General features: G+C 40.0%; 23 protein-coding genes and 4 tRNA genes. 13 read left to right on the top strand and 14 right to left on the bottom strand.

Annotated features, from left to right (window positions below; all coding sequences use genetic code 11):
* Positions 1–15: 15 nt before the first annotated feature.
* From IAE20_RS12215 to IAE20_RS12205, 3 genes are all read left to right on the top strand, one after another.
* A complete protein-coding gene (locus IAE20_RS12215) occupies positions 16–732 on the top strand; it encodes a DUF3108 domain-containing protein (protein WP_200482353.1) in 717 nt (238 codons plus the stop codon).
* An 86-nt stretch (positions 733–818) separates the two neighbouring features.
* On the top strand, positions 819–1,394 hold the full coding sequence (locus IAE20_RS12210; protein WP_200461183.1) for a xanthine phosphoribosyltransferase: 576 nt from the start codon (positions 819–821) through the stop codon (positions 1,392–1,394).
* A gap of 194 nt (positions 1,395–1,588) precedes the next feature.
* A complete protein-coding gene (locus tag IAE20_RS12205) occupies positions 1,589–1,963 on the top strand; it encodes a hypothetical protein (RefSeq protein WP_200461184.1) in 375 nt (124 codons plus the stop codon).
* An 83-nt stretch (positions 1,964–2,046) separates the two neighbouring features.
* Here the strand turns inward: IAE20_RS12205 and wrbA are convergent, their stop codons facing one another.
* Positions 2,047–2,637: an NAD(P)H:quinone oxidoreductase gene (wrbA, locus tag IAE20_RS12200; RefSeq protein ID WP_200482354.1), complete on the bottom strand. Its 591-nt coding sequence runs from the start codon at positions 2,635–2,637 to the stop codon at positions 2,047–2,049.
* Positions 2,638–2,746: 109 nt separating this feature from the next.
* Here wrbA and IAE20_RS12195 point away from each other — a divergent pair, with 109 nt between their 5' ends.
* Entirely contained in the window at positions 2,747–3,991 is a 1,245-nt protein-coding gene (locus IAE20_RS12195) for a YhjD/YihY/BrkB family envelope integrity protein (protein WP_200461186.1), read from the top strand.
* Positions 3,992–4,032: 41 nt separating this feature from the next.
* Here IAE20_RS12195 and IAE20_RS12190 read toward each other — a convergent pair whose 3' ends face one another.
* Complete coding sequence (locus IAE20_RS12190) at positions 4,033–4,953, bottom strand: DMT family transporter (RefSeq protein WP_200482355.1); 921 nt, start codon at positions 4,951–4,953, stop codon at positions 4,033–4,035.
* 113 nt (positions 4,954–5,066) lie between these two features.
* On the opposite strand from IAE20_RS12190, the gene IAE20_RS12185 reads away from it, so the two are divergent.
* Positions 5,067–5,870: an AraC family transcriptional regulator gene (locus IAE20_RS12185; protein WP_200482356.1), complete on the top strand. Its 804-nt coding sequence runs from the start codon at positions 5,067–5,069 to the stop codon at positions 5,868–5,870.
* A gap of 2 nt (positions 5,871–5,872) precedes the next feature.
* Here IAE20_RS12185 and IAE20_RS12180 read toward each other — a convergent pair whose 3' ends face one another.
* The gene (locus IAE20_RS12180; protein WP_200482357.1) at positions 5,873–6,769 is read right to left on the bottom strand and encodes a LysR family transcriptional regulator; all 897 of its coding nucleotides are present in this window, start codon (positions 6,767–6,769) and stop codon (positions 5,873–5,875) included.
* 136 nt (positions 6,770–6,905) lie between these two features.
* Between IAE20_RS12180 and IAE20_RS12175 the strand changes: the two genes are divergently transcribed.
* On the top strand, positions 6,906–8,180 hold the full coding sequence (locus IAE20_RS12175) for an MFS transporter (RefSeq protein ID WP_200482358.1): 1,275 nt from the start codon (positions 6,906–6,908) through the stop codon (positions 8,178–8,180).
* 23 nt (positions 8,181–8,203) lie between these two features.
* Positions 8,204–8,584 carry a VOC family protein gene (locus IAE20_RS12170; protein ID WP_200482359.1) on the top strand — a complete coding sequence of 127 codons (381 nt, stop codon included), beginning with the start codon at positions 8,204–8,206 and terminating at the stop codon, positions 8,582–8,584.
* A 52-nt stretch (positions 8,585–8,636) separates the two neighbouring features.
* Here IAE20_RS12170 and IAE20_RS12165 read toward each other — a convergent pair whose 3' ends face one another.
* Together IAE20_RS12165 and IAE20_RS12160 are read right to left on the bottom strand one after the other, a co-directional pair.
* The gene (locus IAE20_RS12165; protein WP_200482360.1) at positions 8,637–9,278 is read right to left on the bottom strand and encodes a fumarylacetoacetate hydrolase family protein; all 642 of its coding nucleotides are present in this window, start codon (positions 9,276–9,278) and stop codon (positions 8,637–8,639) included.
* Between the two features lie 32 nt (positions 9,279–9,310).
* A complete protein-coding gene (locus IAE20_RS12160) occupies positions 9,311–9,808 on the bottom strand; it encodes a YcxB family protein (RefSeq protein WP_200461193.1) in 498 nt (165 codons plus the stop codon).
* A gap of 200 nt (positions 9,809–10,008) precedes the next feature.
* Between IAE20_RS12160 and IAE20_RS12155 the strand changes: the two genes are divergently transcribed.
* Complete coding sequence (locus tag IAE20_RS12155) at positions 10,009–11,313, top strand: SRPBCC family protein (protein ID WP_200482361.1); 1,305 nt, start codon at positions 10,009–10,011, stop codon at positions 11,311–11,313.
* Positions 11,314–11,394: 81 nt separating this feature from the next.
* Here the strand turns inward: IAE20_RS12155 and IAE20_RS12150 are convergent.
* The 7 genes from IAE20_RS12150 to IAE20_RS12120 all read right to left on the bottom strand — a co-directional run bounded on the left by IAE20_RS12150 (position 11,395) and on the right by IAE20_RS12120 (position 14,227).
* Positions 11,395–11,471: transfer RNA gene (locus tag IAE20_RS12150), tRNA-Arg, on the bottom strand.
* Positions 11,472–11,583: 112 nt separating this feature from the next.
* Positions 11,584–12,858, bottom strand: a complete 1,275-nt coding sequence (locus IAE20_RS12145) for a GAF domain-containing sensor histidine kinase (RefSeq protein ID WP_200482362.1) — start codon at positions 12,856–12,858, stop codon at positions 11,584–11,586.
* A gap of 169 nt (positions 12,859–13,027) precedes the next feature.
* Positions 13,028–13,411 carry a VOC family protein gene (locus IAE20_RS12140; protein ID WP_200482363.1) on the bottom strand — a complete coding sequence of 128 codons (384 nt, stop codon included), beginning with the start codon at positions 13,409–13,411 and terminating at the stop codon, positions 13,028–13,030.
* A 101-nt stretch (positions 13,412–13,512) separates the two neighbouring features.
* Positions 13,513–13,803, bottom strand: a complete 291-nt coding sequence (locus IAE20_RS12135) for a hypothetical protein (protein WP_320159396.1) — start codon at positions 13,801–13,803, stop codon at positions 13,513–13,515.
* 118 nt (positions 13,804–13,921) lie between these two features.
* Positions 13,922–13,998 (bottom strand) — tRNA-Arg (locus tag IAE20_RS12130).
* 51 nt (positions 13,999–14,049) lie between these two features.
* Positions 14,050–14,126 (bottom strand) — tRNA-Arg (locus IAE20_RS12125).
* Positions 14,127–14,137: 11 nt separating this feature from the next.
* A tRNA-Ser gene (locus IAE20_RS12120) sits at positions 14,138–14,227 on the bottom strand.
* A 263-nt stretch (positions 14,228–14,490) separates the two neighbouring features.
* Between IAE20_RS12120 and rnr the strand changes: the two genes are divergently transcribed.
* The 5 genes from rnr (at position 14,491) to IAE20_RS12095 (ending at position 20,431) form a co-directional block, all read left to right on the top strand.
* Positions 14,491–16,902, top strand: a complete 2,412-nt coding sequence (gene rnr / locus IAE20_RS12115; protein WP_200482393.1) for a ribonuclease R — start codon at positions 14,491–14,493, stop codon at positions 16,900–16,902.
* Between the two features lie 21 nt (positions 16,903–16,923).
* On the top strand, positions 16,924–17,523 hold the full coding sequence (locus IAE20_RS12110) for a dihydrofolate reductase family protein (protein ID WP_200482365.1): 600 nt from the start codon (positions 16,924–16,926) through the stop codon (positions 17,521–17,523).
* 165 nt (positions 17,524–17,688) lie between these two features.
* The gene (locus IAE20_RS12105; RefSeq protein ID WP_200482366.1) at positions 17,689–19,728 is read left to right on the top strand and encodes a M3 family metallopeptidase; all 2,040 of its coding nucleotides are present in this window, start codon (positions 17,689–17,691) and stop codon (positions 19,726–19,728) included.
* A 43-nt stretch (positions 19,729–19,771) separates the two neighbouring features.
* A complete protein-coding gene (locus tag IAE20_RS12100; protein WP_200461200.1) occupies positions 19,772–19,981 on the top strand; it encodes a YheV family putative zinc ribbon protein in 210 nt (69 codons plus the stop codon).
* Between the two features lie 12 nt (positions 19,982–19,993).
* Complete coding sequence (locus IAE20_RS12095; protein ID WP_200482367.1) at positions 19,994–20,431, top strand: hypothetical protein; 438 nt, start codon at positions 19,994–19,996, stop codon at positions 20,429–20,431.
* Between the two features lie 369 nt (positions 20,432–20,800).
* Here IAE20_RS12095 and IAE20_RS12090 read toward each other — a convergent pair whose 3' ends face one another.
* Both IAE20_RS12090 and rrtA read right to left on the bottom strand, forming a co-directional pair.
* On the bottom strand, positions 20,801–22,999 hold the full coding sequence (locus IAE20_RS12090) for a TRAP transporter large permease subunit (protein ID WP_200482368.1): 2,199 nt from the start codon (positions 22,997–22,999) through the stop codon (positions 20,801–20,803).
* A gap of 156 nt (positions 23,000–23,155) precedes the next feature.
* Positions 23,156–23,749: a rhombosortase gene (gene rrtA / locus IAE20_RS12085; RefSeq protein WP_200482369.1), complete on the bottom strand. Its 594-nt coding sequence runs from the start codon at positions 23,747–23,749 to the stop codon at positions 23,156–23,158.
* Between the last annotated feature and the right edge of the window lie 86 nt (positions 23,750–23,835).

Raw genomic sequence — 23,835 nt, 5'->3', positions numbered from 1 at the left:
ATCAGGAATTTTCTTATGGTACTTCATGTAACGAAAACCATGACTTTGGCAGCTAGCCTGACCACTGCCCTGTTATTTACAGGTTTTTCGAGTCATGCGCTGGCCATGAGTCCTTTTCAGGCCAGTTATCAATTTTCCTATAATGGCAAAAATATGGGCTCAGGTACGCGTATCTTAAGCCAACAGGGCAATAACTGGACTTATGATTTTTCTGCCAAAGCGGGTGTGATTGCCTCAGCAAGTGAAATCAGTAAATTTAGCTTTAGCAATGGTCAGATTAACTCGCAGCAGTTTAATCGGAACAGTAAAGTTCTGGTTCATACCAATAGCATGAGTATTCATTTCAACCCGTCCAGCAAAACCATTAATACTCAAAAGGACGATAAAAAACGTTCATTTGCTTGGAAATCTGGCGTACTGGATGAATTAAATGCTGAGTTGCAAATCCGTGAAGATTTAAAGGGAAATGGCATAAAGGCCACTTATCCAATTGCGGATGCTAAAGGAATTGATACCCGACGTTTTGTGAAACAAGGGACAGAAACCGTAAAAACACCCTATGGCTCATTTAATACCATTAAAGTGATTATTCAATACGACAACAAACCTGGTCGTAATACCACATTCTGGTTAGCACCTAAACTGGATTATTTGCCAGTGAAAGTCAGTCATGTTGATGAAAAAACTTCGTATGGACTGCTCTTAACAGGTTATTCTGGTAAAACTAATTAAGAATTGTCGATTTTGGCTTGCATTTTTTTGGATGCTTTTTAAAATACGCTTTTGCTGAAAAGGCATCCGCCCTAGAGGATTCTCCCGTGCATGCACTAGAACAGAAAATCTTAACTGAAGGTATCGTTCTATCTGATCAAGTTTTGAAAGTCGACGCTTTCTTAAACCACCAAATCGACCCTGTACTGATGCAGAAAATTGGTAAAGAGTTTGCTGCTCGCTTCAAAGATGCAGGCATCACCAAGATTATTACCATTGAGGCATCTGGGATTGCGCCTGCCATTATGACCGGTCTTGAATTGGGTGTTCCGGTCATTTTTGCACGTAAATATCAGTCACTTACGCTCAAAGATGATTTGTATCGCGCCAAGGTATTTTCATTTACTAAACAAACTGAAAGCACTATTGCTATTTCCAACAAGCATATCAATGCAAGTGACAAAGCTTTGGTGATTGATGACTTTTTGGCAAATGGTCAAGCTGCATTGGGTCTTATTGATTTAATTCAGCAGGCACAAGCTGAAATTGTAGGTGTCGGGATTGTGATTGAAAAATCGTTTCAATCAGGTCGAGACCTATTGATCGAAAAAGGCTATCGTGTTGAATCTCTAGCGCGTGTCCAATCTTTAACTGATGGTAAAGTCACTTTTATTAAAGAATAATTCGGTCAGAATAATTATGTTGACATAAAAGCGCGCTACCGCGCTTTTTTTATATCTGTATAACTCACCCATCAACTATTTTAGGCGTGTATTCTATTTTCCTGCTATTTTCATTGCTTCCTTTACAACTGCGCTAAACTATTATGTTTTGTTTCAGCTAAAATGATTTTAAGAAAAATAGGATGTTACACGATATGGGTAAAGCGCAACAGGAAACAGAAACAACAGTGGTCTGCCCTAAATGTGGTTCAACTGATCTTGAAAAACGTGATCACGAACAAGTTTTGCAGAAGGCGGGTGGCGTACTTTTAACCTCAGCAGGTGCTGCCGCTGGAACGGTAGGTGGTGCAGCCTCAGGTGCGTCCATTGGCGCTGCAATTGGAACTGTAGCGGGTCCTTTAGGCGTAATTTTAGGGGGCACAGTGGGGACTTTTGTTGGCGCAATTAGTGTCGGTATCACTGGTGGCTTTTTAGGTAACCGTTTTGGTAAAAAAGCGGGTGTCATAATCGATAAAAATATTTTTCAGGATTATAAATGCCTCAAATGCGGCTATCGCTTTAAGCAATAATTTGATTAGGTTCGCTTATCCTATTTAAATCATTGTTTAAATTAGCGATTGGATTGGTATATTCCAATCGCGCTTTAGCGTATTCAAAGCAGTTTAAGCGCCACTTCGCCTAAACGTTTGCCCATTGCTTCGCATAATATTTTTTCATCCTGACTAAGTTCCTGATCATGCCTTGGGCCACTTACATGACTGGCACCATAAGGCGTACCGCCAGTTTTAGTATTAGATAATGCAGGGATCGAATTCGGTAAGCCTAAAATCAGCATACCATGATGAAATAAAGGTGGCAGCATGGTGAGTAAGGTGCTTTCCTGTCCACCATGCATAGAACCTGATGCAGTAAACACACAAGCGGGTTTACCGTGTAATGCTCCATTGAGCCAAAGGCTTGTCGTTTGATCCCAAAAATATTTCATTTCACTGGCCATATTGCCAAAACGGGTCGGTGAACCCAGTGCTAAACCGCAACAATGGGCTAGATCATCCAGCGTACAATAAATATCACCATCTAATGGAATACTTGGCTGTGCTTCAGTGACCACAGTGGCCAGTTGTGGTACTGTTCTAATTTTCACATTCATCCCTGTGGCTTCAATTCCATTGGCAATTAAATGTGCCATATCTCTGGTTGAACCATATTTACTGTAATAAAGGACAAGAATATAAGGCTGCATATTTTTAAACAGATTTACTAAAAACAAAACTATACGATATTTAAATCTTTTTTTGGTTAAGCTTTATGTGGAAAACCTAAAAAGATCAAAAAAATGAGACTTTATTTTTATGCTGAGTTTTTTAAAAAAGTTACCTTTTTACGATAAAACATGGTTTCAGTTTGTACTGTTTGTACTGCGTCGTTTTGAGGCTGATCGGTGTCGAGAACATGCAGGGGCACTCACCTATACGACGTTGTTTGCTGTAGTTCCCATGCTAACTGTTTTTTTAGTTATCATTTCCTCCATTCGGGCACTTGAACCAGCCAGACAACAACTACAACAGCTTATTTATAGTAATTTTTTACCCAAAAGCACCATTGCTTTTGACCGAATTTTAAATTCATTTACTGATAAATCTAGCAATCTGACAGTCATTGGTATTTTATTTCTGTTTGTTACTACCGTGATGATGCTTAGCACCATTGAAACAGCATTTAACCGGATCTGGCGTGTTCGTGAGACACGCGGCGGTATCATTGGTTTTATGCGTTATTGGACCATTATTTCATTAGGGCCAATTATTTTAGGTAGTGCTTTTGTACTGTCTTCAACTGTCGCATCCATGAGTATTCTCAGTAATAATTTTGCAGGTTATGAGTTAAATGGTGCTTTCATTTTATGGCTAATTTCCTTTGCTTTAACTATTGTCGGGTTTTTCTTTTTATATTGGACCATTCCTAATCGGACAGTTCCACTTTACGCTTCTGCTATCGCAGCGTGTTTTAGTGCCACGTTATTTGAGTTACTCAAAAATATTTTTAGTTTTGTAATGGCAAACTTTACCAGCTATGAATTGGTGTATGGTGCATTTGCTGCCATTCCAATTTTTCTATTATGGATTTTTCTATCATGGAATATAGTGTTACTTGGCGTTGAAGTCAGCTACGCGCTAACCGCCTTTCATTCAGAAAAAGTCCAGACACGCCACCCTGTTCTCATGCTACTAGATGTGCTGGAGCTGTTTTATAAAAAACAAAAATTGGGTGAAAGTGTGACAGATCTCGAAGCACTAGATGTAATGGGACGCGGTGAAATTGGACGCTGGCCAGGTTATGTAGAAATGTTAGAAAAGCAGAATCTGATCAAGCGTACGGATAAAGATGAATATGTACTGGTCAGAAATTTATCACAAGTCGATTTTTGGTCATTTTTTACAGCGCTGCCTTTTCCATTACCACGCCGCCAGGATGTAGGAAATATTCACCCAGATGATGAATGGATGCAAAAACTTGGTCCTGCACTGATTGAATCAGATGATTATCTGGCAGCGAAATTGGCCATTCCCCTTTCTACAATATTTGAAGATAAGTGATATTTTGAAGATACCGTTTAATTAACGGTATCTTCAGATTTTTAGATTTTAATCCGTCTCGATTGTATCCAACCCGGCAAACTGACCACAATAACGCCTATCAGCACCAAAGCTGTTCCAAGCACGAAATTAATCTCAAGCTTTTCATCTAAAAAATACACACCAAATCCCATACCAAAAATTGGGGTAAGGAACGAAAAAACACCAAGTCGTGATGCCAGATAAGTCCTTAATAACCAAAACCACACTAAAAAACTAGCAAAAGAAACAACGAAAGTGTGAAATGCCAGACTACTGATTGTCAGTTTGCTCCAGTGAATTTCGGTTTGCCCTGTGGTCCATGCAGCAATCATGAGCAATACAAAGCCACCAAACATTTGATAGAACATAGTCTGTGTAGCAGGTGCTTGGGATAAAGGTGTTAAACGTATAGAAATCGTGGTCGCAGCCCAAGCTATAGCAGCCATGAGTGCGAGACAATCGCCCCATAAAATTGAGTTTGCTCCAATTTCATGAACACTCTGAGGTCGAATAAATGTAAATATGATCCCAATAAAAGCGATAGCTATACCAAGCCATTGCAGTGCACTTAGTCGTTCTTCAGGCAATTTCCAGTGCAGCCCCAAAGCTACAAAAATAGGGGCGGTATAAAGTAATACTACAGTGTGTGATGCATACGTATGTCGAATGGCTTCTGCCAAAAGGAAGAACTCAAAGGCAAAGAAAAAAGCAACCAACAGACCCGAACGTAAATAAGGTCTGGCCAAAAGCTGTCGATTCTTCTCACGATATAAAAGCGGCAAAACCAATATTGCGGCCAACCCTGAACGTAACCCGATTTGCATGATTGGTGAAATATCAGGGGCTGCCATTTTTAAGATTACTTGCTGTAAGCCCCAAATCATACATAAAACCACCATCAAACCAGATGCTCGTGCATCCAGTGCCTTCCGATCATTCACCGTATCTTCCTTTGTTGAATAGACAAAACAACTATAGCGCTGACTTATTTAAGTGATATAGTCCAAATAAGACAATTCATCATCGAATGCAGGCAATAAAACTCAATCAAGATATGAAGAAAAATGCTCATCTTATTAAAAACTTTTTAGAAATTCCGGCTTGTAATGATATTCCCGCGCCACTCTGGTGCCAGATCAGAGACGCACCGGCACAGACTATTTATCCTCAACATGAGCATGCATGGGGAGAGTTTATTTATGCTTACCATGGTGTTTTAGAGGTAAATGTCGACTCAATTCATTATTTAACCCCACCACCTTATGGTTTGTGGTTACCACCACACTTAAAACACAGTGGCCTAAATCGGACAAAAGTAACGCACTGTACCGTGTATATTCATGAATCCTTGTGTCAGGAAATGCCAAAACAGGCAGGAATTTTACTTAGTTCTGCATTGGTTCCTGCCATGATGGAACATCTTAAAACTACGCTATCGGCTGAAATAAATCCTGATGAACATTTGCGTTTATTGCATGTATTACTGGATCAACTTCAGCATGCTCAAGTTATTGGAAGCTATTTGCCGTCCAGCTCGCATTATTTACTTGAACCCCTACTTGAATATTTAAAGCAAAATCCATCAGATCATCGTTCACAGGCTGAACTGGCAAAGCAAATGAATACCAGTGAGCGAACATTGGCACGATATAGTCAGAGTGAACTTGGAATGTCTTTGCATGAATGGCGTCAGCGTCTACGCATTATGCAAGCCTTGCCGTTACTTGAACAAGGACATACTGTGGAAAGTATTGCACTGGATTTAGGCTATGCTAGCGCTACGGCTTTTATCAATTTATTTAAACGTTGGATGGGACTCACACCCGATCAATTCAGAAAAACGTTTTCTGCCCCCTAAATTCAATCGATGGTTTTTACCAATGACTGAATTAAACTCGAAAAATTAATGGCAGCTTGTGAATGCGTATTTCGTCGATAAGCAAGAGAAAAGCCAACCACAGGTTTAGGCTCAGCTACATTTAAATATTGTACGTCTTTAATCCCCAATTGCATGGCTGAGGCTGGAACCAACGATACCCCCAAATTTGCTGCCACTAGCGAAACGATAGAGACAATTTGCGGTGCGCTTTGTCCAATTTTGGGTTCTAGTCCATGACTACGACACGCTGCCAATACAGCATCAAGTAGACCGGCACTGACTGAATGTGCTGCCATAATGAAGTTTTCATCTTTTAATACTTTAAGTTGAATTTCCTGTTGTTGATCGATCTGCCGTTCCAAGGGCATAACCACCACCAGCGGCTCATACATTAAAGTCTGCATGTGAATGTCAGCAGGAATATGCTGCGGGGGACGAATCAAAGCGATATCCAGTTGATCATTCAGTAAGCGGTCAATTAAAACCAAGGAATTTCCTTCTTCTAATCTGAGTTGAACTTGGGGATACTGCTGCTGAAACAAACGAATACTATGCGGTAAAACGGGATTAAGCATTGCCGTACCAGTAAAACCAAGCCGCAATTGTCCCAATTCACCATTTGCCATTTGTTGTGCCAAACTAACGGCATCGTCGACTCGTTGCTGAATCGGTTGTACCGCATTCAAAAAAACTTGTCCTGCGGCAGTTAATTCTGCGCCATGCGCTGAACGGTAAAAAAGCTCCGTGCCAATTTCATCTTCCAGATTTTTAATTTGCATACTGAGTGGCGGCTGACTGATTCCCAGACGTTGTGCTGCCCGAGTAAAACTTTTTTCTTCGGCAACCACCAAAAAATAACGAATATGACGTAGTTCCATATATAAAACATATAGAGATTGATATCTATATATATTAGACAAATAGTAGTGAGATTGCTAATCTAATCACGTTGGCAGCTAGGCAAGCACTGCCAACACACTCTCTTCTTATTTTTTTAAAACTCTGGTTTATTTCATGACGATTCCTTCAACAGCAAGCGAGTCTGACGGCGGTATTGATTCATCTCAAGTCATCCATGCAGCAAATGCCGAACACTGGATTAGCCGTGGAACATCGGCTTACTTTAAAGCAGGCCTTGCACTCTTCTTATTAGGTTTTGCTAGCTTCTCCATGATTTATTGTGTGCAACCGCTGCTGCCCGAATTCACCCATACATTTCATATCAGCCCAGGAACCAGCGCACTTGCCCTATCACTGACTACGGGCTTGCTGGCTTTTTCTATCGTTTTATCCAGTGCATTCTCTCAGGCACTTGGCCGTAAAGGGCTCATGTTTGTCTCAATGGGTCTAGCTGCGCTGCTTAATATTTTGTGTGGTTTTTCGCCTAATTGGCATGTTTTGCTCATTGCGCGTGCTGTGCAAGGTTTTGTAATCGGTGGAGTTCCCGCGGTTGCGATGGCGTGGATTGCCGAAGAAATTCATCCCGCTCATTTGGGTAAAACCATGGGGCTCTATATTGCAGGGACTGCATTTGGTGGAATGATGGGTCGTGTGGGAATGGGTTTACTCACGCAGTATTTCTCATGGCGTGTAGCATTAGGCGTATTAGGTGGAATCTGTCTAATTTGTGCTTTAGGTTTTTTATGGTTATTACCTAAATCCCAAAATTTTATTGCACAAAAAGGCATACAGCTTCAGTTTCATTTATCGGCATGGAAAAATCACTTAAAAAATCCAAGATTAATTCGTATTTATACAATTGGTTTTCTAATCACCAGTATTTTTGTCACTTTATTTAACTATGTGACTTTTCGCTTGGCTGCTGCACCTTACCAATTAACTCAAACACAAATTAGTCTCATTTTTCTCTCTTATAGCCTCGGTATGATTTCCTCCTCTTTAGCAGGTTCACTGGTCGATAAATTTGGTCGAAAAATAGCAATGCTAATGGGTTTCGCTTTTATGCTTGGTGGTATCTTAATGACCCTCAATGCGGGTTTATTTGCGATTATTATCGGAATTGCTGCAATTACCACAGGCTATTTTATTGCTCATTCTATTGCCAGTAGTAATGTTGGCCTAGAAGCTAAACAAGCCAAAGGACATGCAACTGCACTGTATCTGTTATTTTATTATTTAGGTTCAAGTATTATCGGTTCAGCGGGCGGTTGGTTCTGGGAATATGGTGGATGGCATGCCGTTGTGTACTTGACCTTAGCACTTGTAGCGACAGCAATAGTCATCGTCATCACCGCACCCAAACCTCCCCAAACTTTTTCTGCAACGTAAGCTCAACGATAGGACGCAGTTTTATGAAAATCTCCCATCTTGATCATCTTGTGCTTACAGTTGCAGATATTGAAACAACCTGTGTTTTTTACCAACGCGTGTTAAATTTCGAAGTAGTTGAATTTGGAGAGAATCGAAAGGCACTTATGTTTGGATCTCAAAAAATCAATTTGCACCAGACGGGGCAGGAATTTGAACCCAAAGCCGCTTTTCCCACCGCAGGCTCTGCAGATCTTTGCTTTATTAGCCAAACGCCATTGGAAGAAATCGTTCAGCATCTAGATCAGCAACATATCCACATTGAACAAGGGCCTATACTGCGTACAGGAGCTTTGGGTAGTATTTTATCTGTATATATTCGTGATCCTGATCAAAACCTGATTGAAATCTCGAATTACCTTTAGATCATAAAAAGCCTGCTTCAATTGAATCGCAGGCTATTCATTGATCCAAAATTTAAGCTTTGACAAAAGTTTCCCAAATAAACTGCTGGGTTTTACCATTTAATATCATTTTGAGTTGATCGCCACGCTGCAATGGCCCAACGCCAGCAGGGGTTCCCGTCATCACTACATCTCCTGCTTCAATACTAAATGCCTGACTCATATCACACAGATATTCACCAATACTTAATAGCAGATACGCGGTATCGCCTTGTTGGCGAACTTGGTCATTAATATAAAAACTATAGGTCACATGTTTCCAATCTTCAATTTCACCGACATCAACCCAATCTGCTAAAACACAAGCTCCATCGAAAGCTTTGGCACGTTCCCACGGTTGACCTTTATTTTTCAATTCAGTCTGTAGATCACGCAAGGTCAAATCCAGACCCATGGTCACAGCACCAATTGCAGCCAATGCTTTTTCTGGATCGGTTTCATTTTTAAGGGGATGATCTATACGCAAGGTCAATTCGCATTCAAAATGACAACTGCCATGGGCTGAATTCCATTCAATTCCATCCTGCAAACCAATCAAGCTACTTGGCGGCTTAATAAATAAAACAGGGCGATCAGGAATGGCATTACCCAATTCTTTAGCATGCTCGGCATAACTTCTACCCACACAAATAATTTTTGATGGACGTGCGTTCATAAGATCTCCCTTTTCATAATATTGCGTGTTGATTATTTTTTAAAAGTATTTTCAAACTGAGTTTGTTGTGTGCTGTCACTAAAAGCACGTTTCGGGACAATGATCACAGTACGATTTTTCAGTTCGATCATATAAGTCAATTTACCTTTGGCAAAATTAACCACTTCACTATACGCGAATTGTTGTTTGCGGCCAGTCGCATAAAGTTCCATACGATCCTGATATAGATCAATACCTTGTTCACTTTTACCAAACTGATATTTTACAAACTGACGTTTAAACATCATCGGTAAAAACCAGTAACGCATTAAAATTTGCATCACCAAAAAAAAGGCACCCAGTGCGACATAATAACGCCCCACCCCAGCCACACCTAAATAAAACCCCCAAATGATAATGGCAATACTTATTACGGGCGTAATAAAGCGGGTAAATTGTTTTTTTCCAAATGTCGCAAGTGCAAAACCATCTTGAGATTCTTCTAAATTAAGTTGATAACGCAGTGAAATAGCAGGTTGGAGTTCTGACATAAGATGTTCAACATAAGCGATGAATTACGTTCAAAATACTACACCAGTTCTATGGTTTTATTTAGGGGATAACTACAATTCATTAAGAATTTAACACGATCGTATTTCATCGTGATTTACATAAAATGGCTTTTTTTTAGCCTTAAAACCCCTTAAACACATAAGGCTGAATCAAAACAATGACACCATGCGAGGATGTTATGCGCCAATTTGCCTATGGATGCGGCATTTTTGTTAGTTTTTTAACTTATAGTAGTTCCAGTTCTGCCCAATTTGTCACATGGAATGAGAACATTCCTAGCAGTCTTGCATTATTTCAACAGGATCCACAACAACTGGCCAATTTTGCTCAGAATAATATTGTGATCTATGCCCATCCCTACACTAAAACCAATGTACCTACTCAAAAGAAAAATCCTCAACCAAATGTACAATTTGTCAGTGCAGCGATTGTGGTTCCAGTAAGCACACAAGAAGTTGCTAAAGTATTGACGGACTATAGCCATTATGTCGGGTTATTTCCTACGCTAAAGTCTGCAAAAATTGAAGAAAAAAGTGGCAGTATCACTCGGGTCAAGTACAAAGTTCAAATTCCAACGCCCATTCCAGTCTTAAATTTCAATGAAGATATCTCCATGCAGCACCAAGTGGGTACTAACAGTGTCGCCAGTTTAATTACTGATGCACCTGTACCCTATGGGATCGGAAAATTTGAATGGTTCAATCTGGGGCCACAAAAAACCCTGATTACCTTAACCCAATGGGGTGATCTAAATCAGATTAATGGTTTTTTACTTCGCAAGATTTTATCTGCTGTTCCTGATGCGAAGCTTGGTATTCCGATCGGTAGTAATGCGTTTATATTAGAATCCTTAAAACGCAAATGGATGAAAACTCAGGCCACTGTTCTCGAAGCGGGGCAAGTACCACCTTTGCAGCTTAACAGCAATCAAATCAGAAAAATAAATGATCTGAGCCGAAGTACTGGTTATCCAGTATCTTTTATTCAACCATCATCTACTGTGCCTTATCCCCATGGTCGTGAAACTATGCGTTTTACCACGACCTATCAGTACTACGCAAAAACACCACAACAATTACAAAACTGGCTGAATCCCGCCTCGTTTCAAACCCTGTTTCCACGACAAATTAAAAAAGTAGAATTGACCTCTGCTACACCACAACAGCAAGATGCGAATTTTCGGGTTTCTGTGGGATTAGGAGTGATTAACATTCCGTTTAATTTTAAAATGCGCTTTAATCATATTGATTCCACTCAATCACAGTATAGTGCCATTGGTGGCGATCTTCGTTTTGTCAAAGGAGAGATGCAATTACTGCCGCAGAGCAATGGAACTCTATTTAAAATGACCAGCGCCGCCAAGATTGATGAAAAAGCTCCGTTTTTATTGCGTGCAATGCGTAGTTTGCCCTACCATGATATGTTACCAGCAGCAGGCGGCAATGCCGTGTTTAGTCTGAAGATTAAAGAAAAAATGAAATAATGCTGTAAGAAAAGTTATTTATGATAGACACAAAAAAACCACTTAAAAAGTGGTTTAATTTAACTCATATTGAGTTCAAGTTGGTGCGCTCAGAGAGATTCGAACTCCCGACCCCTTAGTTCGTAGCCAAGTGCTCTATCCAGCTGAGCTATGAGCGCGTACTTGATGGAGCGCATTATACGCGTTTTTTTGCCATTGATAATATCTTTTTCACAAAACAATCATCAACCGTTTAGTTATTAGACATCTGTTGTTACATCATCTTCAATTTTATAAATATTCTTCACCAATCATTTTATAGTCTACATTTATTAACTGTGAACGATGAGACTGCTGGGTAGAAAAATGGATAACAAAAGTAGTTCCTACTCCTTTTTCTGTTTTTACAGTCAAATCACCCTGATTTTTTTCAATAAACTGTAAGCACAATAATAACCCTAGACCCGACCCTTTTTCACCTTCTGTGCCTTTTTCACTGCGAATTTGCTGTCTCGAATTAAAATTTTTGAAAGCTTCATCAGACATACCAATGCCTGTATCACGCACTGTAATTTCGACTTGTTCTTGCTGCTTCCTCGCAGATAAGTAGATCTGCCCTCCATTTGGAGTAAATTTTAATGCGTTTGATATCAAATTCTGTAGCACGGACAGCATCATGTTCAAATCAACGTAACAATACAAACCCTCTTCTATGTCACATTCGATCTGAATATTCTTTTTTTGGGCAATTGCCTGAAGAATTTCACATACATCTGACATTAATTCTGCAATATTGACTGACTGTGGTTGATAAACAATGGCGCCACCTTCTGACATCGCCCATTGCAGCAGATTTTCCAGTAGCTTGAAAGTTGCTTGGGCTGTACTACGTAAATATCCAGCAATATCTCGAATACTTTGTTCATCCAGTGTTTCAATTTCAGTTTCAAGTACATCAGAAAAACCTAAAATACCATGAAACGGTGCCCGTAAATCATGAGCAATAATCGAAAAGAACTTATCCTTAGACTCATTTAAATACTGCAATTCTTTATTTTTTCTCAATATTTCCAGATTAGATTTGCGTAATTCAAACTGCTGCACTACTTGTGTTGCCAGAACAGAAAGGGCCTGATACTGATGCTCACTTAACTGACGGGGTTTGGAATCCAAGACACACAAGGTTCCCAGATTAAAACCATCGCAAGTGGTCAGTGGCGCACCCGCATAGAAACGAATACTCAAATCTCCACGTACCGCAGGATTGTCATGAAAACGTTCATCCAATAAGGTATCTTCAATCACAAAGATATCTTTTTGTAAAATTGCGTGACTGCAAATACTATATTTACGTTCAACTTCGCCACGAGGTACGCCATAAGAAGACTTAAACCAACTACGATTTTCATCAATCAGACTGATAATAGAAACTGGAGCTTCACAGATTCTTGATGCAAGTTGAACCAGATCATCTAGCCCCTGTTCAGCCATGGTATCCAAGATTTGATACCCATTCAGTGCATACATTCGCCCCGCTTCATTTTGAGGAAGTTCCGCTTCTATCATGTTCAATCCAATGTCGAGTACGTTATACAGGTTTAAATCATTAAAGATTTAATTTGCTTATTTTTTTGCTAAAACAATGTGCCAACTTCAACATTATTTAAATGTATTACAAAGATTTATATACATACTGTATATATGAAATACGTAATAAAAGTAACTTTTTTTACATTTATAATGTTATAGATGCATTCTTTCGAAATATTCGACTGGAAATTGAAACCGAATTACCTTCAGTATCTTTAGCATTAGCAAATTGATAACCATTAGCCTGATGTATTGCGCCAAAAATAAGCCCTTTGGATAAACACAACGACTTGAATGAAGCAATATCTTCGACTGAAAATACCAATTTAATATTCGCCTGACCAGTTTTTATGCTTTTTGCCGCCTGATGAATTAAAATGGTAATGCCCTGATCGGGTGAGTTTAATTCGATTAATCCCTCTTTACTATAATCATCACCTTCAAATGCAAAATACGTTTGATAAAACTTTGCCAGCCGCTGCATATCTTTGGCATACATGATGATCGTATGTAAAACTGGAGGCGTCATTTTTTATTTCCTTGTTTTTTAGCTTCAATATACAGCAAGATCACATATTGATATTATTATTCTTAACGAATGTAAGACTCTCGACTATCCTCGCCCTAAAATCACCATAAGAGTAAATTTTCACAGACCGTTAAAGACGTTCGCGCTTGTTGCTGCTCGGCTCGTTTTAAATCTTGAAACTGCGAAAAGACCTTTTGGGCAAATCGTTCTTTAAAGGCAGGCTTATGTAATGCATAGTCTGGATAAGAATGTTTTTGCACCTTCGCCATTTCTTTGAAAATTTGATCTTTTTCTTTTAAGTCATTCTGTTGAATCACCAAGCATAATAATGCGCGATAATCTTCGTATTGAGCCTGAGACGGCTGCCAGACTTTATAAGCAATAAAACTCACAAAGCAGATAGACAGGGTTATAAATAGAAATTTAATCAATGACATGAACTAAATAAGGTATACATTTTATAGATATTATAAACAAAAAAACCGCATTTAAGCGGTTAATTGTTCAAGTTGGTGCGCTCAGAGAGATTCGAACTCCCGACCCCTTAGTTCGTAGCCAAGTGCTCTATCCAGCTGAGCTATGAGCGCATTACTTGTGTGCCATTAATCTGGCCTTCGTTACTTTTGCCATGTTTTACTTGGTGCGCTCAGAGAGATTCGAACTCCCGACCCCTTAGTTCGTAGCCAAGTGCTCTATCCAGCTGAGCTATGAGCGCATTAAGTAAAGTGGCGGTGAGAGAGGGATTCGAACCCTCGGTACAGTTACCCGTACGCATCCTTAGCAGGGATGTGGTTTAAGCCACTCACCCATCTCACCGTAACGAGCCGCCATAATACAAACTTAGCCTATGAACTGCAAGTCATCACATCTAATTTTTCTTAGTTTTTTATCCAATCAACTATTTTTTAAACAAAATTGTACTCTATCGAATAATTTAGTCTTTACAGCTTGTTAATATAATGACTATGTTTGAGCTATACGCATCTAAATATAAATAACATAGACTTGTCATGATGATCATGCAGAATGTTACTGCATAAGCTATGCTAAACTTATCTTCAAATATGAAGCCAAAAGACATTATGAAAAACTGGGTAGACCCTGAAGCGAAAGCAGAATCTGAGCGTTACGAAAATCCTATCCCTAGCCGGACGCTTATTTTAAAGACACTCGAGCAAATCGACACGCCTCTCTCGCATGCCGAATTAGTCGATCATTTTGAAATCAAAGATCAAAAAAGTATAGAAGCCTTAAGCCATCGTTTAAGCGCGATGGTTCGTGATGGTCAAATCGCCAAAGATGGTTTTAAATTTCAGCTTCTTGGGGATCAGCCTACTTTTGAAGCGACCGTTTATATTAATAACAAAGGTCTGGGCTCTGCCCATATCGATGGTCAAAATGATCTCTTGTTACCTGAGCGTGAGTTACGCTTGGTATTTAATGGTGATCGTGTCAAAGTTCGTCAGACTTCGGTTGACCGTAAAGGCAAAGGCTGGGGCTTTATTACTGAAGTGATGCAGCACCGCATCAAACAATTAATTGGCAAGGTAGCAGAACATGAAGGTGAATTTCATATTCAGCCCGCTGCGCCTAATGCACATCAGCCAATTCCTTTAGAAAAAGAGTTGATTGAGCATGCCAATGCCAAAGTTGGCGATTATTTGCGTATTGAGATTGATGACTATCCAACGCGTGAAGAATTTGCAACAGGCCATGTCATTCAGTCGATGGCAGACAAAGCTGATACCGAGATCATTATTCCTCAGACCATTTTAGAATATGGCCTGCCTTATGAATTTCCTGAAGAAGTAGTCGCCGAGGCTGAAAGCTTTAAAGAACCCTCTAAAAAAGATATTGCAGATCGTATCGATTTGCGTGATTTACCGTTAGTGACCATCGATGGTGAAGATGCGCGTGATTTTGATGATGCCGTCTATGCTGAAAAACGTTCAGGTGGCGGGTATCGTGTGGTAGTGGCAATTGCCGATGTCAGTCATTATGTGCGTTTAGGGAAACCACTTGATGATGAAGCTCAGGAACGCGGTACATCGGTATATTTTCCGCATTTCGTGCTACCGATGTTACCAGAAGCTCTTTCTAACGGACTTTGCTCATTAAATCCGCACGTTGATCGTCTGTGTATGGTTTGTGATCTAAAATTATCACGCGCTGGTCGTGTCATGGATTATGAATTTTACCCTTCGGTGATGCATTCCAAAGCACGTTTAACTTATACTCAGGTCGGACAATATTTTGATGGTCAAACCGATGCGGTTCCTACGGATAAATCCATTCAAAAATCTTTAAATACCTTATTTCAACTCTATCAAACACTTAAAGAATTACGCGCAAAACGTCATGCGATGGAGTTTGAAACCATTGAAACCTATATGACGTTTGATGAGTTAGGCGGAATTAAGGAAATTTTGCCTCGTACACGCAATGAAGCACATAAGCTTATTGAAGAATGTATGTTGCTGGCCAATGTCGCAGCAGCAGAATATGCTTTAAAACATGATATCCCAATACTTTATCGTGTCCATGAAGCACCTGAATTTTCTCGTATTCAAAAAGTGAAAGACTTTGTCAAACTATTAGGCTTACCTTTCCCTGATCTACCAACGCAGGCAGATTATCAGCGTGTGATCGAAGCAACCAAAGATCGCATCGATGCACCCAGTATTCATGCGGTGCTGTTACGCTCGATGATGCAAGCTTTTTACGGCGCAAAAAATGCGGGGCATTATGGCTTGGCGTATGAAGCGTATACACATTTTACCTCGCCTATTCGTCGCTACCCTGATTTACTCTTACATCGTTCAATCAAGGCCCATTTGCAACAAAAACCTTATCCACTTTCTGGCGCAGCACTCGATGATGCGGGAGAACATTTCTCTAAAACTGAACGCCGTGCTGATGAAGCGTCACGTAGCGTGACGTCATGGTTAAAATGTCATTATATGCAGCAGCATTTGGGCGAAGAGTTTATTGGTATTATCAGTGCTGTAACTGAGTTTGGCTTGTTTGTAACCTTAAAGGATTTATATGTAGATGGTATGATTCATGTCAGCCATTTAGGTGATGATTTCTTCCTTTATGATCAAGCAAGTCAAAGTTTGGTAGGTCAAAATCGTGGGCAGATTTTTGGTTTAGGTGATGAACTCAAAATTAAAGTCGCTGCTGTAAATCTGGAAGAACGCAAGATTGATTTTGAGTTAATTCAGCAAATTACTCACGCAGGTCGAATCATTCGTAGTCGCGCACCACGGACTGCCAAAGCTCAAACCACTGAACATGTGTTTAATTCACACGTTGAGCCTGATGAGCAACCCTCACGAAAGAAAGAGAAATCGAAAAATAAGCCGAGTTCTTATGCCAAAAAATCGGGCAAGAAAGCAACTGCATCAGTGACGGCAAAACCAGAAAAGGTGAAGAAAAAAACCAAACCTAAACGTAAGAAATCCAATGCGAAAAGCAAACTGGATACTTAAATAGACCTCAGGAAGGCGAATATGGGCAAAGTCATATGCGGTATTTGTATATCTGTTGATGGTTTTGTCGCAGGCCTCCATATGACTGATGATAAACCTTTTGGTGAATTACCCAATATTCACCAAAGTTTATGCAAATGGTTATTTGGTCAAGCCGATCAAAACAAGAATGAAATCGCCAGTCTAACCTCTGCGGGCGCATTTATTATGGGTCGTAACATGTTTGGTCCAACTGGACCAGAATATAATACATGGCAAGGCTGGTGGGGTGAGGAACCGCCCTATCATGCTCCTGTTTTTGTACTAACCCACACAGCACGTGAAAATCTTTCTTTACAGGGAGGAACGATTTTTCATTTTGTGACGGATGGAATTCATAGCGCATTGGAAAAGGCAAAAAAGCTTGCTGGTGAAAAAGATGTAGCTATTGCAGGAGGCGCCTGTACCGTTAATCAATATCTGAGAGCGGGTCTAATCGATGAATTATGGCTACATGTTGTTCCAATCATTGTGGGTCAAGGTCAACGTTTGTTTGAGGATATGCCCCCTATTAATTTAGAGATACTTGAACAAAGGGGTACAGACCTAGTTACCCATATAAAATATCGCATTATAAAATAGAATAGGTTTTTTGCATGATTTATGCAGAATAACAATTTATCTAAATGAATAAGACGGACTAAGGATTTAAAAAGAAATCATTTTAATAAATCCTGAGCTCAACTTGATTTCCTTGCTTTAAACCCTTACATCTAGTCATAAGTTTAAAAAATTATGGCTACGACAATGACATTACAGAAAGCAACCCTTCCCGTCCCTCATTTTGATCACATCCAGCTTGATACACTCAAGCAAGACATCGAAAAAAATATTACACAAGGCCAACAGTTTCTACAGGCCTTAAAACAGGCTCCGACTGATTTTTCCGAGCAAGTGAAAGTATTGGAACAAATGGATGAACTTGAAAATAATATGAGCGAATCATGGGGCGTCTTGTCTCATCTTAATGCCGTGATGAATAACGTACAAACCCGCGAAGTTTATCAGTCGTTACTGCCTGCTTTGAGTGAATATTATACTCAACTGGGTCAGCACACGGCACTCTATCAGACCTATCAACACATCCATGACAGTCCACAATTTTCTGCTCTAAGCGCAGCCCAACAAAGTGCTATTCGTCTAGCTTTACGCGATTTTAAATTATCAGGTGTTGCACTCGAAGGGGATTCAAAAAAACGTTATGCAGAAATTTCGGCACGCTTATCACAACTATCTTCTGATTTTTCCAATCATGTTCTGGATGCAACCCAAGCTTATTTTAAGCCTTTGAATCAAGAGCAATTAGAAGGCTTACCACAAAGCAGTATTGAGTTGTTAAAACAATACGGACAACAGCGTGAACTCGACCAACCCGTCGCAACACTAGATATGCCTGCCTATTTAGCGATTATGACTTATGCCAATGACCGCAGCTTACGCGAAGAACTATATAAAGCTTATACGACACGTGCGTCGGATCAATCAGATCATAAAGAGTTTGATAATACTGGCGTGATGGAAGAAATTCTAAAATTACGTCAAGAAATGGCAGCATTATTAGGTTTTAATAATTTTGCCGAATATTCACTCGCTAGCAAAATGGCCCCAGATGTAAAAACTGTACATGACTTTCTGGTTGATTTGGCTGAACATGCTCGCGCCCCAGCACTTAAGGAAATAGAGGAACTTAAATCGATTGCTCAACAGGATGGCATTGAGCAATTACAGCCTTGGGATAGTGGGTATTATTCAGAAAAACTTAAACAGAAACAGTTTAATTTATCTCAAGAAACCCTTAAACCATATTTTCCTGCACCTAAAATCATTCAGGGATTATTCCAGATCGTTAACCGTTTGTACGGCGTTCAGATTGTTGAACGTCTAGCACCCGTCTGGCATCCTGATGTTCATTATTATGAGCTCGAAGATCAAGGCAAAGTCATCGCTGGATTCTACTTCGACCTCTATGCACGTAATGGTAAACGAGGTGGTGCATGGATGAGCGGCTTCCGTTCCCGTATGCAAACCACACAAGGCTTACAAAAACCGATTTGCTATATGGTATGTAACTTTACCCCGCCTGTCGGTAATCAGCCTGCGCTACTTACTCATGATGAAGTAAATACGCTCTTTCATGAATTCGGGCATGGTTTACACCACATGCTGACTGAAGTAGATAATATCTCTGTTGCTGGAACACATGGAGTAGCATGGGATGCAGTAGAGCTACCAAGCCAGTTTATGGAGTTTTGGACATGGGATAAAGAAAGTCTGGATGTACTCAGTGAACATATTGAAACCAAAGAAGCATTACCTGAAGAATTACTCAGCGCATTGTTAAATGCTCGTTTCTTTCAATCTGGAATGCAGACACTTAGACAAATTGAATTTGCTTTGTTCGATTTAACCATTCATTCCAAAAATCCTGCATTAAACAGCACACAAATCCAGTCTGTTTTAGATGACATTCGCAGTCAATTTTCAGTATTGCCAACCACTTCATATAACCGTTTTCAAAACAGTTTTAGCCATATTTTTGCAGGCGGTTATGCGGCAGGATATTACTCATATAAATGGGCTGAAGTCCTTGCCAGTGATGCATTTGACCGCTTTGAGTCAGAAGGCATTTTTAACACAAAAACGGGGCATGAGTTTCGTGAAGCCATCCTCGCCGTGGGTGGCAAAGATACGGCTTTAGAGGCGTTTGTCAACTTCCGTGGTCGTGAACCAAAAATTGATGCATTATTACGTCATCAGGGTTGGACGAACGACCATAAAACGGCTTAAACTAAGCGTCAAAATTGTTCGTAAGTGGTTAGGAAGTGACAAAATGAAACGTCGGTTTATTGCAGGTGCTAAATGTCCAAAATGCGGTGCCGCAGATCGGATTGTCATGCTAACCACAAACGACGACGAATGGATTGAATGTATCGAATGTGACTATAGTGAAAATCGCCCTACTCATGTTGAAGAGCCTGATGTACCAGCGGTCGCTGATGAAGTCGGAGTGATACAATTCAAACCACGTCGTTCAAAATAAAAGGCTTAAGCAATGACGTTAGAACAACGCCATAACTCTCGTTTGTTATGGATCATTATTGGGGGAATCAGCATTCTTGTGTTGCTATTTTTTGCTGCACAATGGTTTTTTGCTGAAAGTCAGACTAAGTCCGTGCAAACCACCACACAGGCAGTTGAAGCACAGACTCCTGTATCCAAACCAGAAACAAAACCCGCTTTTCCTGCCGATTCATCTGCGGAAAGTGAGCCCGCGCCTCATGCTTTAATTGATGAATCAATTCTAAAAACACCCGTTCCTGATCAAGCCTCTCTTGCAAAAGAGGAAGTCGCTAAACTTGATGATATTCAAGCTCAGCTTAAAGAACAGCAATCAACGTTAAAAGCTCAACATCAGGATGCCGATACGTTGATTAAGCTAAAACAGGAACAAGTGAAGTTACTTGAAGCTCAACTCGCCGAGCAAAAATAATTTCTTTAGATTTCAGAATTGGGCGGGTCACTCACTTGCCCGATTATCTTTATCCGCTATTTCTCGTTCACGTGATGTCCTAGATAAAACACTTACGCTTCTATCTTTAAAGTCTAGAGACACAATCACTCTTTTATCGTTTTTCTTGGTACATAGTAAGCCAATTGTATAAAGACCTAAAAAGTCACTAAACTCCTTTTTTATATTAATCAAATATTCGATGGTATAAGGCAAGTGATTGGCTGATAACTGAAGTTTTAATGATGAATTGATCTATGCATAATGATTTAATTATTCTCATGATTACTAGCCTCCAATAAATAAAGCACCCGAAGGTGCTTTAATGTTTAAATAAGATGGATATTCTAATTAATGATACCAACCAAACATCTTAAAGATATAAGGCGCAAAGGTCACAATCATTAAAGCTGGGAATAACACCATGATCGGTAATAACCAGCGTTCATAACGATAATAGAAACTGGTATATTTTTCTTTGGCTTCGCGATCTGCCGCCGCGACTTCTTCGTCTCCTACTGACAACCTCGTCAATAGATGATTGAGCGCCACTGGTGGAGTAACATAACCCAATTCAAATGCAACCAATACAATCATCCAGAAATGAATAGGATGAATGCCATTTTCATAAGCCACAGGTGCAATAGTCGCAGCCACTAAAATCACTGCACCAAATGGATCGGTACACATACCAATTAATGCTAGCAACATCGCAATAAAGAACAATGAAATATAAATACTGCCCAAATGTGTCGGCAAATATTCCACAATCTCGGTACGTTCGATTAGTCCACCAACACTTGCAGAAAGTGCCATTAGAATAATTAACGCACCGATATGTCCTACTGTTTCTGCAGTGGCAAAGTGCATTGAACCAAAAAAACCACGACGGTACTGAGTACTTTGTGCACCATGCTCACGCAAGTATGGCGAATCCTGTTCATGTTGCTTAATCAAAGACTCATGCGCTTGCACTTGAGGTAAATGTTCAGGTTCTTTACGCAACTTATCAAACAAAATAATCGCGATTAGCACCAGAGGTAAAATTACAGGTGCGGTGAATTCGTTCATACTTGTATCTAAACCATACTTATAAAACGCTAACACCACAACAGTAATAACAATATAAGGAATAACAGGTATCAACGCACGTAGCATACCTGGCACAGCCACTTTAGGTGAATTCACGCGGAATTTAGTTTCAGCTAACAGCAACGATACACCTAGGAAAATAAATGCCGTCAGCCAGAAAACATAAAAACCATGATCAAATAATTCATCCGAAGTCACATGACGACTATCTAGCATTGCGATCAAAACAACCAATAGACATGGACGAATCACCACACCCAACGAGCCTGACATTGCAGAAACAGCCAATGCATACTGACGACGTGCTCCCGAATTCCAGACTTCTTTATAAATAATCGCACCAGCTGCAATAACGAAAATACCCGATGCGCCTGTGTAAGCGGTAGGAATAGCTGCTGCTAAAAGAATTAACCAAGTCAATGTTTCAGGTGCAAGGTTCCAAGGACGCAGAATGTTCAGGAACAGGTCCATCACACGAGTCTGAGTCAATAACATACCCGCCCAGATAAATAACGCCAAATTCAAGAAGATCCCTGAGAATTCGACCAGAATACTCAAATAAATCCCTTGCCCCATTGGATAATCCATAAAGAAGGTAAATGCTATGCCTGTCAAAATTGACATAAAAGCATATAAGGGCACACTGAGTAATGCTAAACCAAAATTCCCACCAGGTTGAGCTGTTTTCGGAATCCTGAACAACTGATAAAGACTAATTAAGGTCAAAATACCAAATAGTCCCATCCACAACCATGCAATGACCAGTGTTTCTGTAGTCAATGCAACACCAGAATTGATCAGGGAACGATATTGGCTAATTGTAGAAGCAGTTAATAAAGCATTACCCAAAACCATTGCTACAGAATAGACACGGAAATCAATTCGGGTTTTTGGACTACGCAAGCCAATATGGTGAATTTTCAAGCTAGCGGTAATGGCTGCAAAGAACACCATAACCAGCAGGAAAATCGTACGATTCTCTGTACCAAATTTAAAGATACCAAAGAAAGTGGTTTCCATAGTTCGATAAGCACGAAGCGATGGATGCGATTCAATATGCTTCATTGCCTTATCGTAAAACTGATGTTTTTCTTCACAAAGTTGTTGTGCTGCTAACAATGAAGCACGAACATCAGACTCAGATGCTGCACCAAAAAAGTCAGCAAACTCATCGTGTTTATTGGCCTGCATCTGTTGCTGAACCTGCGCATCTATATTTGGATGGCGTTCACACTCTGGTTTTTGTGGTTCAGCACGTAAAAAGGAATATTGCATCCCGACTGCGGGATCACCATATAAACGCTCTCCCATCCGTAACATCTGACCATGGATCATTTCACCTGTTCCAATAATCAGGGTCAGTAATAACATAATGAGGATGACGTATGTTGAAATCCATTCGTTCCAGATATAACCCAGAAACCCCAGGCCAGATCTATTTTCTTGATTTTCTTGCATGTCTTTTCCAGTTCTTTTGCAGCATTACCCAAAACCAGCGATAGTTTTAAGTAATCTCTCCTTGGCAATAGGTTATTCCATCCCCCATTGCAGTCCTTTTCCATTGTTTAAATTTGCAACATACCTTTCCATTAAAGAATGGCTTGATCACAATTTTTAGCGGTTTATTTTGTCAACTTTTTCGCATTTTAACTTTTGTTTGAATAAATAGGCCATTCCTGATAATAATCCCCCTAAGGCCCCTAACCAATGTGCTTCAACTAATATTGGGCTACCGATCAATTGTGCTGTACGGCTATTGCCCCATGTATTTTCCCAAATGATTTTAATGACAATTAAAGCAATCACTAACATAGCGAAATTACGTTCTTTGGGATATTTCAAATATACGATAGCAACAGCAACATACATACCATGTAATACCCCTGAAAGCCCGGCATAAGCCTCGATATGTGGCATAAAGAAATAAAAAATCAGACTAATAAAAGGCGATAAAACGAGTAGTAACAACATCATATGTCGTGTTCGGGCATGCGGAAAAATAAAAGGCAAACAGCCAAATGCCAACATATTGAGCAGAAAATGTATCCAGCCGACATGCACCCAATGCGCTGTCCATAATCGCCAAAACTCTGTTAATAGCGCAGGGCGCCAATAAATAAAGACATCTGAAAACACCTGCAAACATGCCGAAATGGAAATACATACAGCGACAAAAATCACTTTTTTAATGAGATCCTCATCTTTCATGATCCGCCTCCATTCACATGCACAAAAGGGACAAAGCGTTATTAAACAGCCTTATCCCCTCCACTATAAATCAAAATATCCAGTTC

The sequence above is a fragment of the Acinetobacter sp. S54 genome, assembly GCF_016624945.1.
GTDB lineage: Bacteria > Pseudomonadota > Gammaproteobacteria > Pseudomonadales > Moraxellaceae > Acinetobacter.
Note: the sequence above shows the minus strand (reverse complement) of the source record. Positions and strands in the feature narration are given on the sequence as shown.

Bases quoted from the DNA above. Each gene is read 5' to 3' on its own strand.
- IAE20_RS12215 (WP_200482353.1), top strand. From the start codon at position 16: ATGGTACTTCATGTAACGAAAACCATGACTTTGGCAGCTAGCCTGACC.
- IAE20_RS12205 (WP_200461184.1), top strand. From the start codon at position 1,589: ATGGGTAAAGCGCAACAGGAAACAGAAACAACAGTGGTCTGCCCTAAA.
- wrbA (WP_200482354.1), bottom strand. From the start codon at position 2,637: ATGCAGCCTTATATTCTTGTCCTTTATTACAGTAAATATGGTTCAACC.
- IAE20_RS12195 (WP_200461186.1), top strand. From the start codon at position 2,747: ATGCTGAGTTTTTTAAAAAAGTTACCTTTTTACGATAAAACATGGTTT.
- IAE20_RS12185 (WP_200482356.1), top strand. From the start codon at position 5,067: ATGAAGAAAAATGCTCATCTTATTAAAAACTTTTTAGAAATTCCGGCT.
- IAE20_RS12180 (WP_200482357.1), bottom strand. From the start codon at position 6,769: ATGGAACTACGTCATATTCGTTATTTTTTGGTGGTTGCCGAAGAAAAA.
- IAE20_RS12175 (WP_200482358.1), top strand. From the start codon at position 6,906: ATGACGATTCCTTCAACAGCAAGCGAGTCTGACGGCGGTATTGATTCA.
- IAE20_RS12170 (WP_200482359.1), top strand. From the start codon at position 8,204: ATGAAAATCTCCCATCTTGATCATCTTGTGCTTACAGTTGCAGATATT.
- IAE20_RS12165 (WP_200482360.1), bottom strand. From the start codon at position 9,278: ATGAACGCACGTCCATCAAAAATTATTTGTGTGGGTAGAAGTTATGCC.
- IAE20_RS12160 (WP_200461193.1), bottom strand. From the start codon at position 9,808: ATGTCAGAACTCCAACCTGCTATTTCACTGCGTTATCAACTTAATTTA.
- IAE20_RS12155 (WP_200482361.1), top strand. From the start codon at position 10,009: ATGCGCCAATTTGCCTATGGATGCGGCATTTTTGTTAGTTTTTTAACT.
- IAE20_RS12145 (WP_200482362.1), bottom strand. From the start codon at position 12,858: ATGATAGAAGCGGAACTTCCTCAAAATGAAGCGGGGCGAATGTATGCA.
- IAE20_RS12140 (WP_200482363.1), bottom strand. From the start codon at position 13,411: ATGACGCCTCCAGTTTTACATACGATCATCATGTATGCCAAAGATATG.
- IAE20_RS12110 (WP_200482365.1), top strand. From the start codon at position 16,924: ATGGGCAAAGTCATATGCGGTATTTGTATATCTGTTGATGGTTTTGTC.
- IAE20_RS12105 (WP_200482366.1), top strand. From the start codon at position 17,689: ATGACATTACAGAAAGCAACCCTTCCCGTCCCTCATTTTGATCACATC.
- IAE20_RS12100 (WP_200461200.1), top strand. From the start codon at position 19,772: ATGAAACGTCGGTTTATTGCAGGTGCTAAATGTCCAAAATGCGGTGCC.
- IAE20_RS12095 (WP_200482367.1), top strand. From the start codon at position 19,994: ATGACGTTAGAACAACGCCATAACTCTCGTTTGTTATGGATCATTATT.
- IAE20_RS12090 (WP_200482368.1), bottom strand. From the start codon at position 22,999: ATGCAAGAAAATCAAGAAAATAGATCTGGCCTGGGGTTTCTGGGTTAT.
- rrtA (WP_200482369.1), bottom strand. From the start codon at position 23,749: ATGAAAGATGAGGATCTCATTAAAAAAGTGATTTTTGTCGCTGTATGT.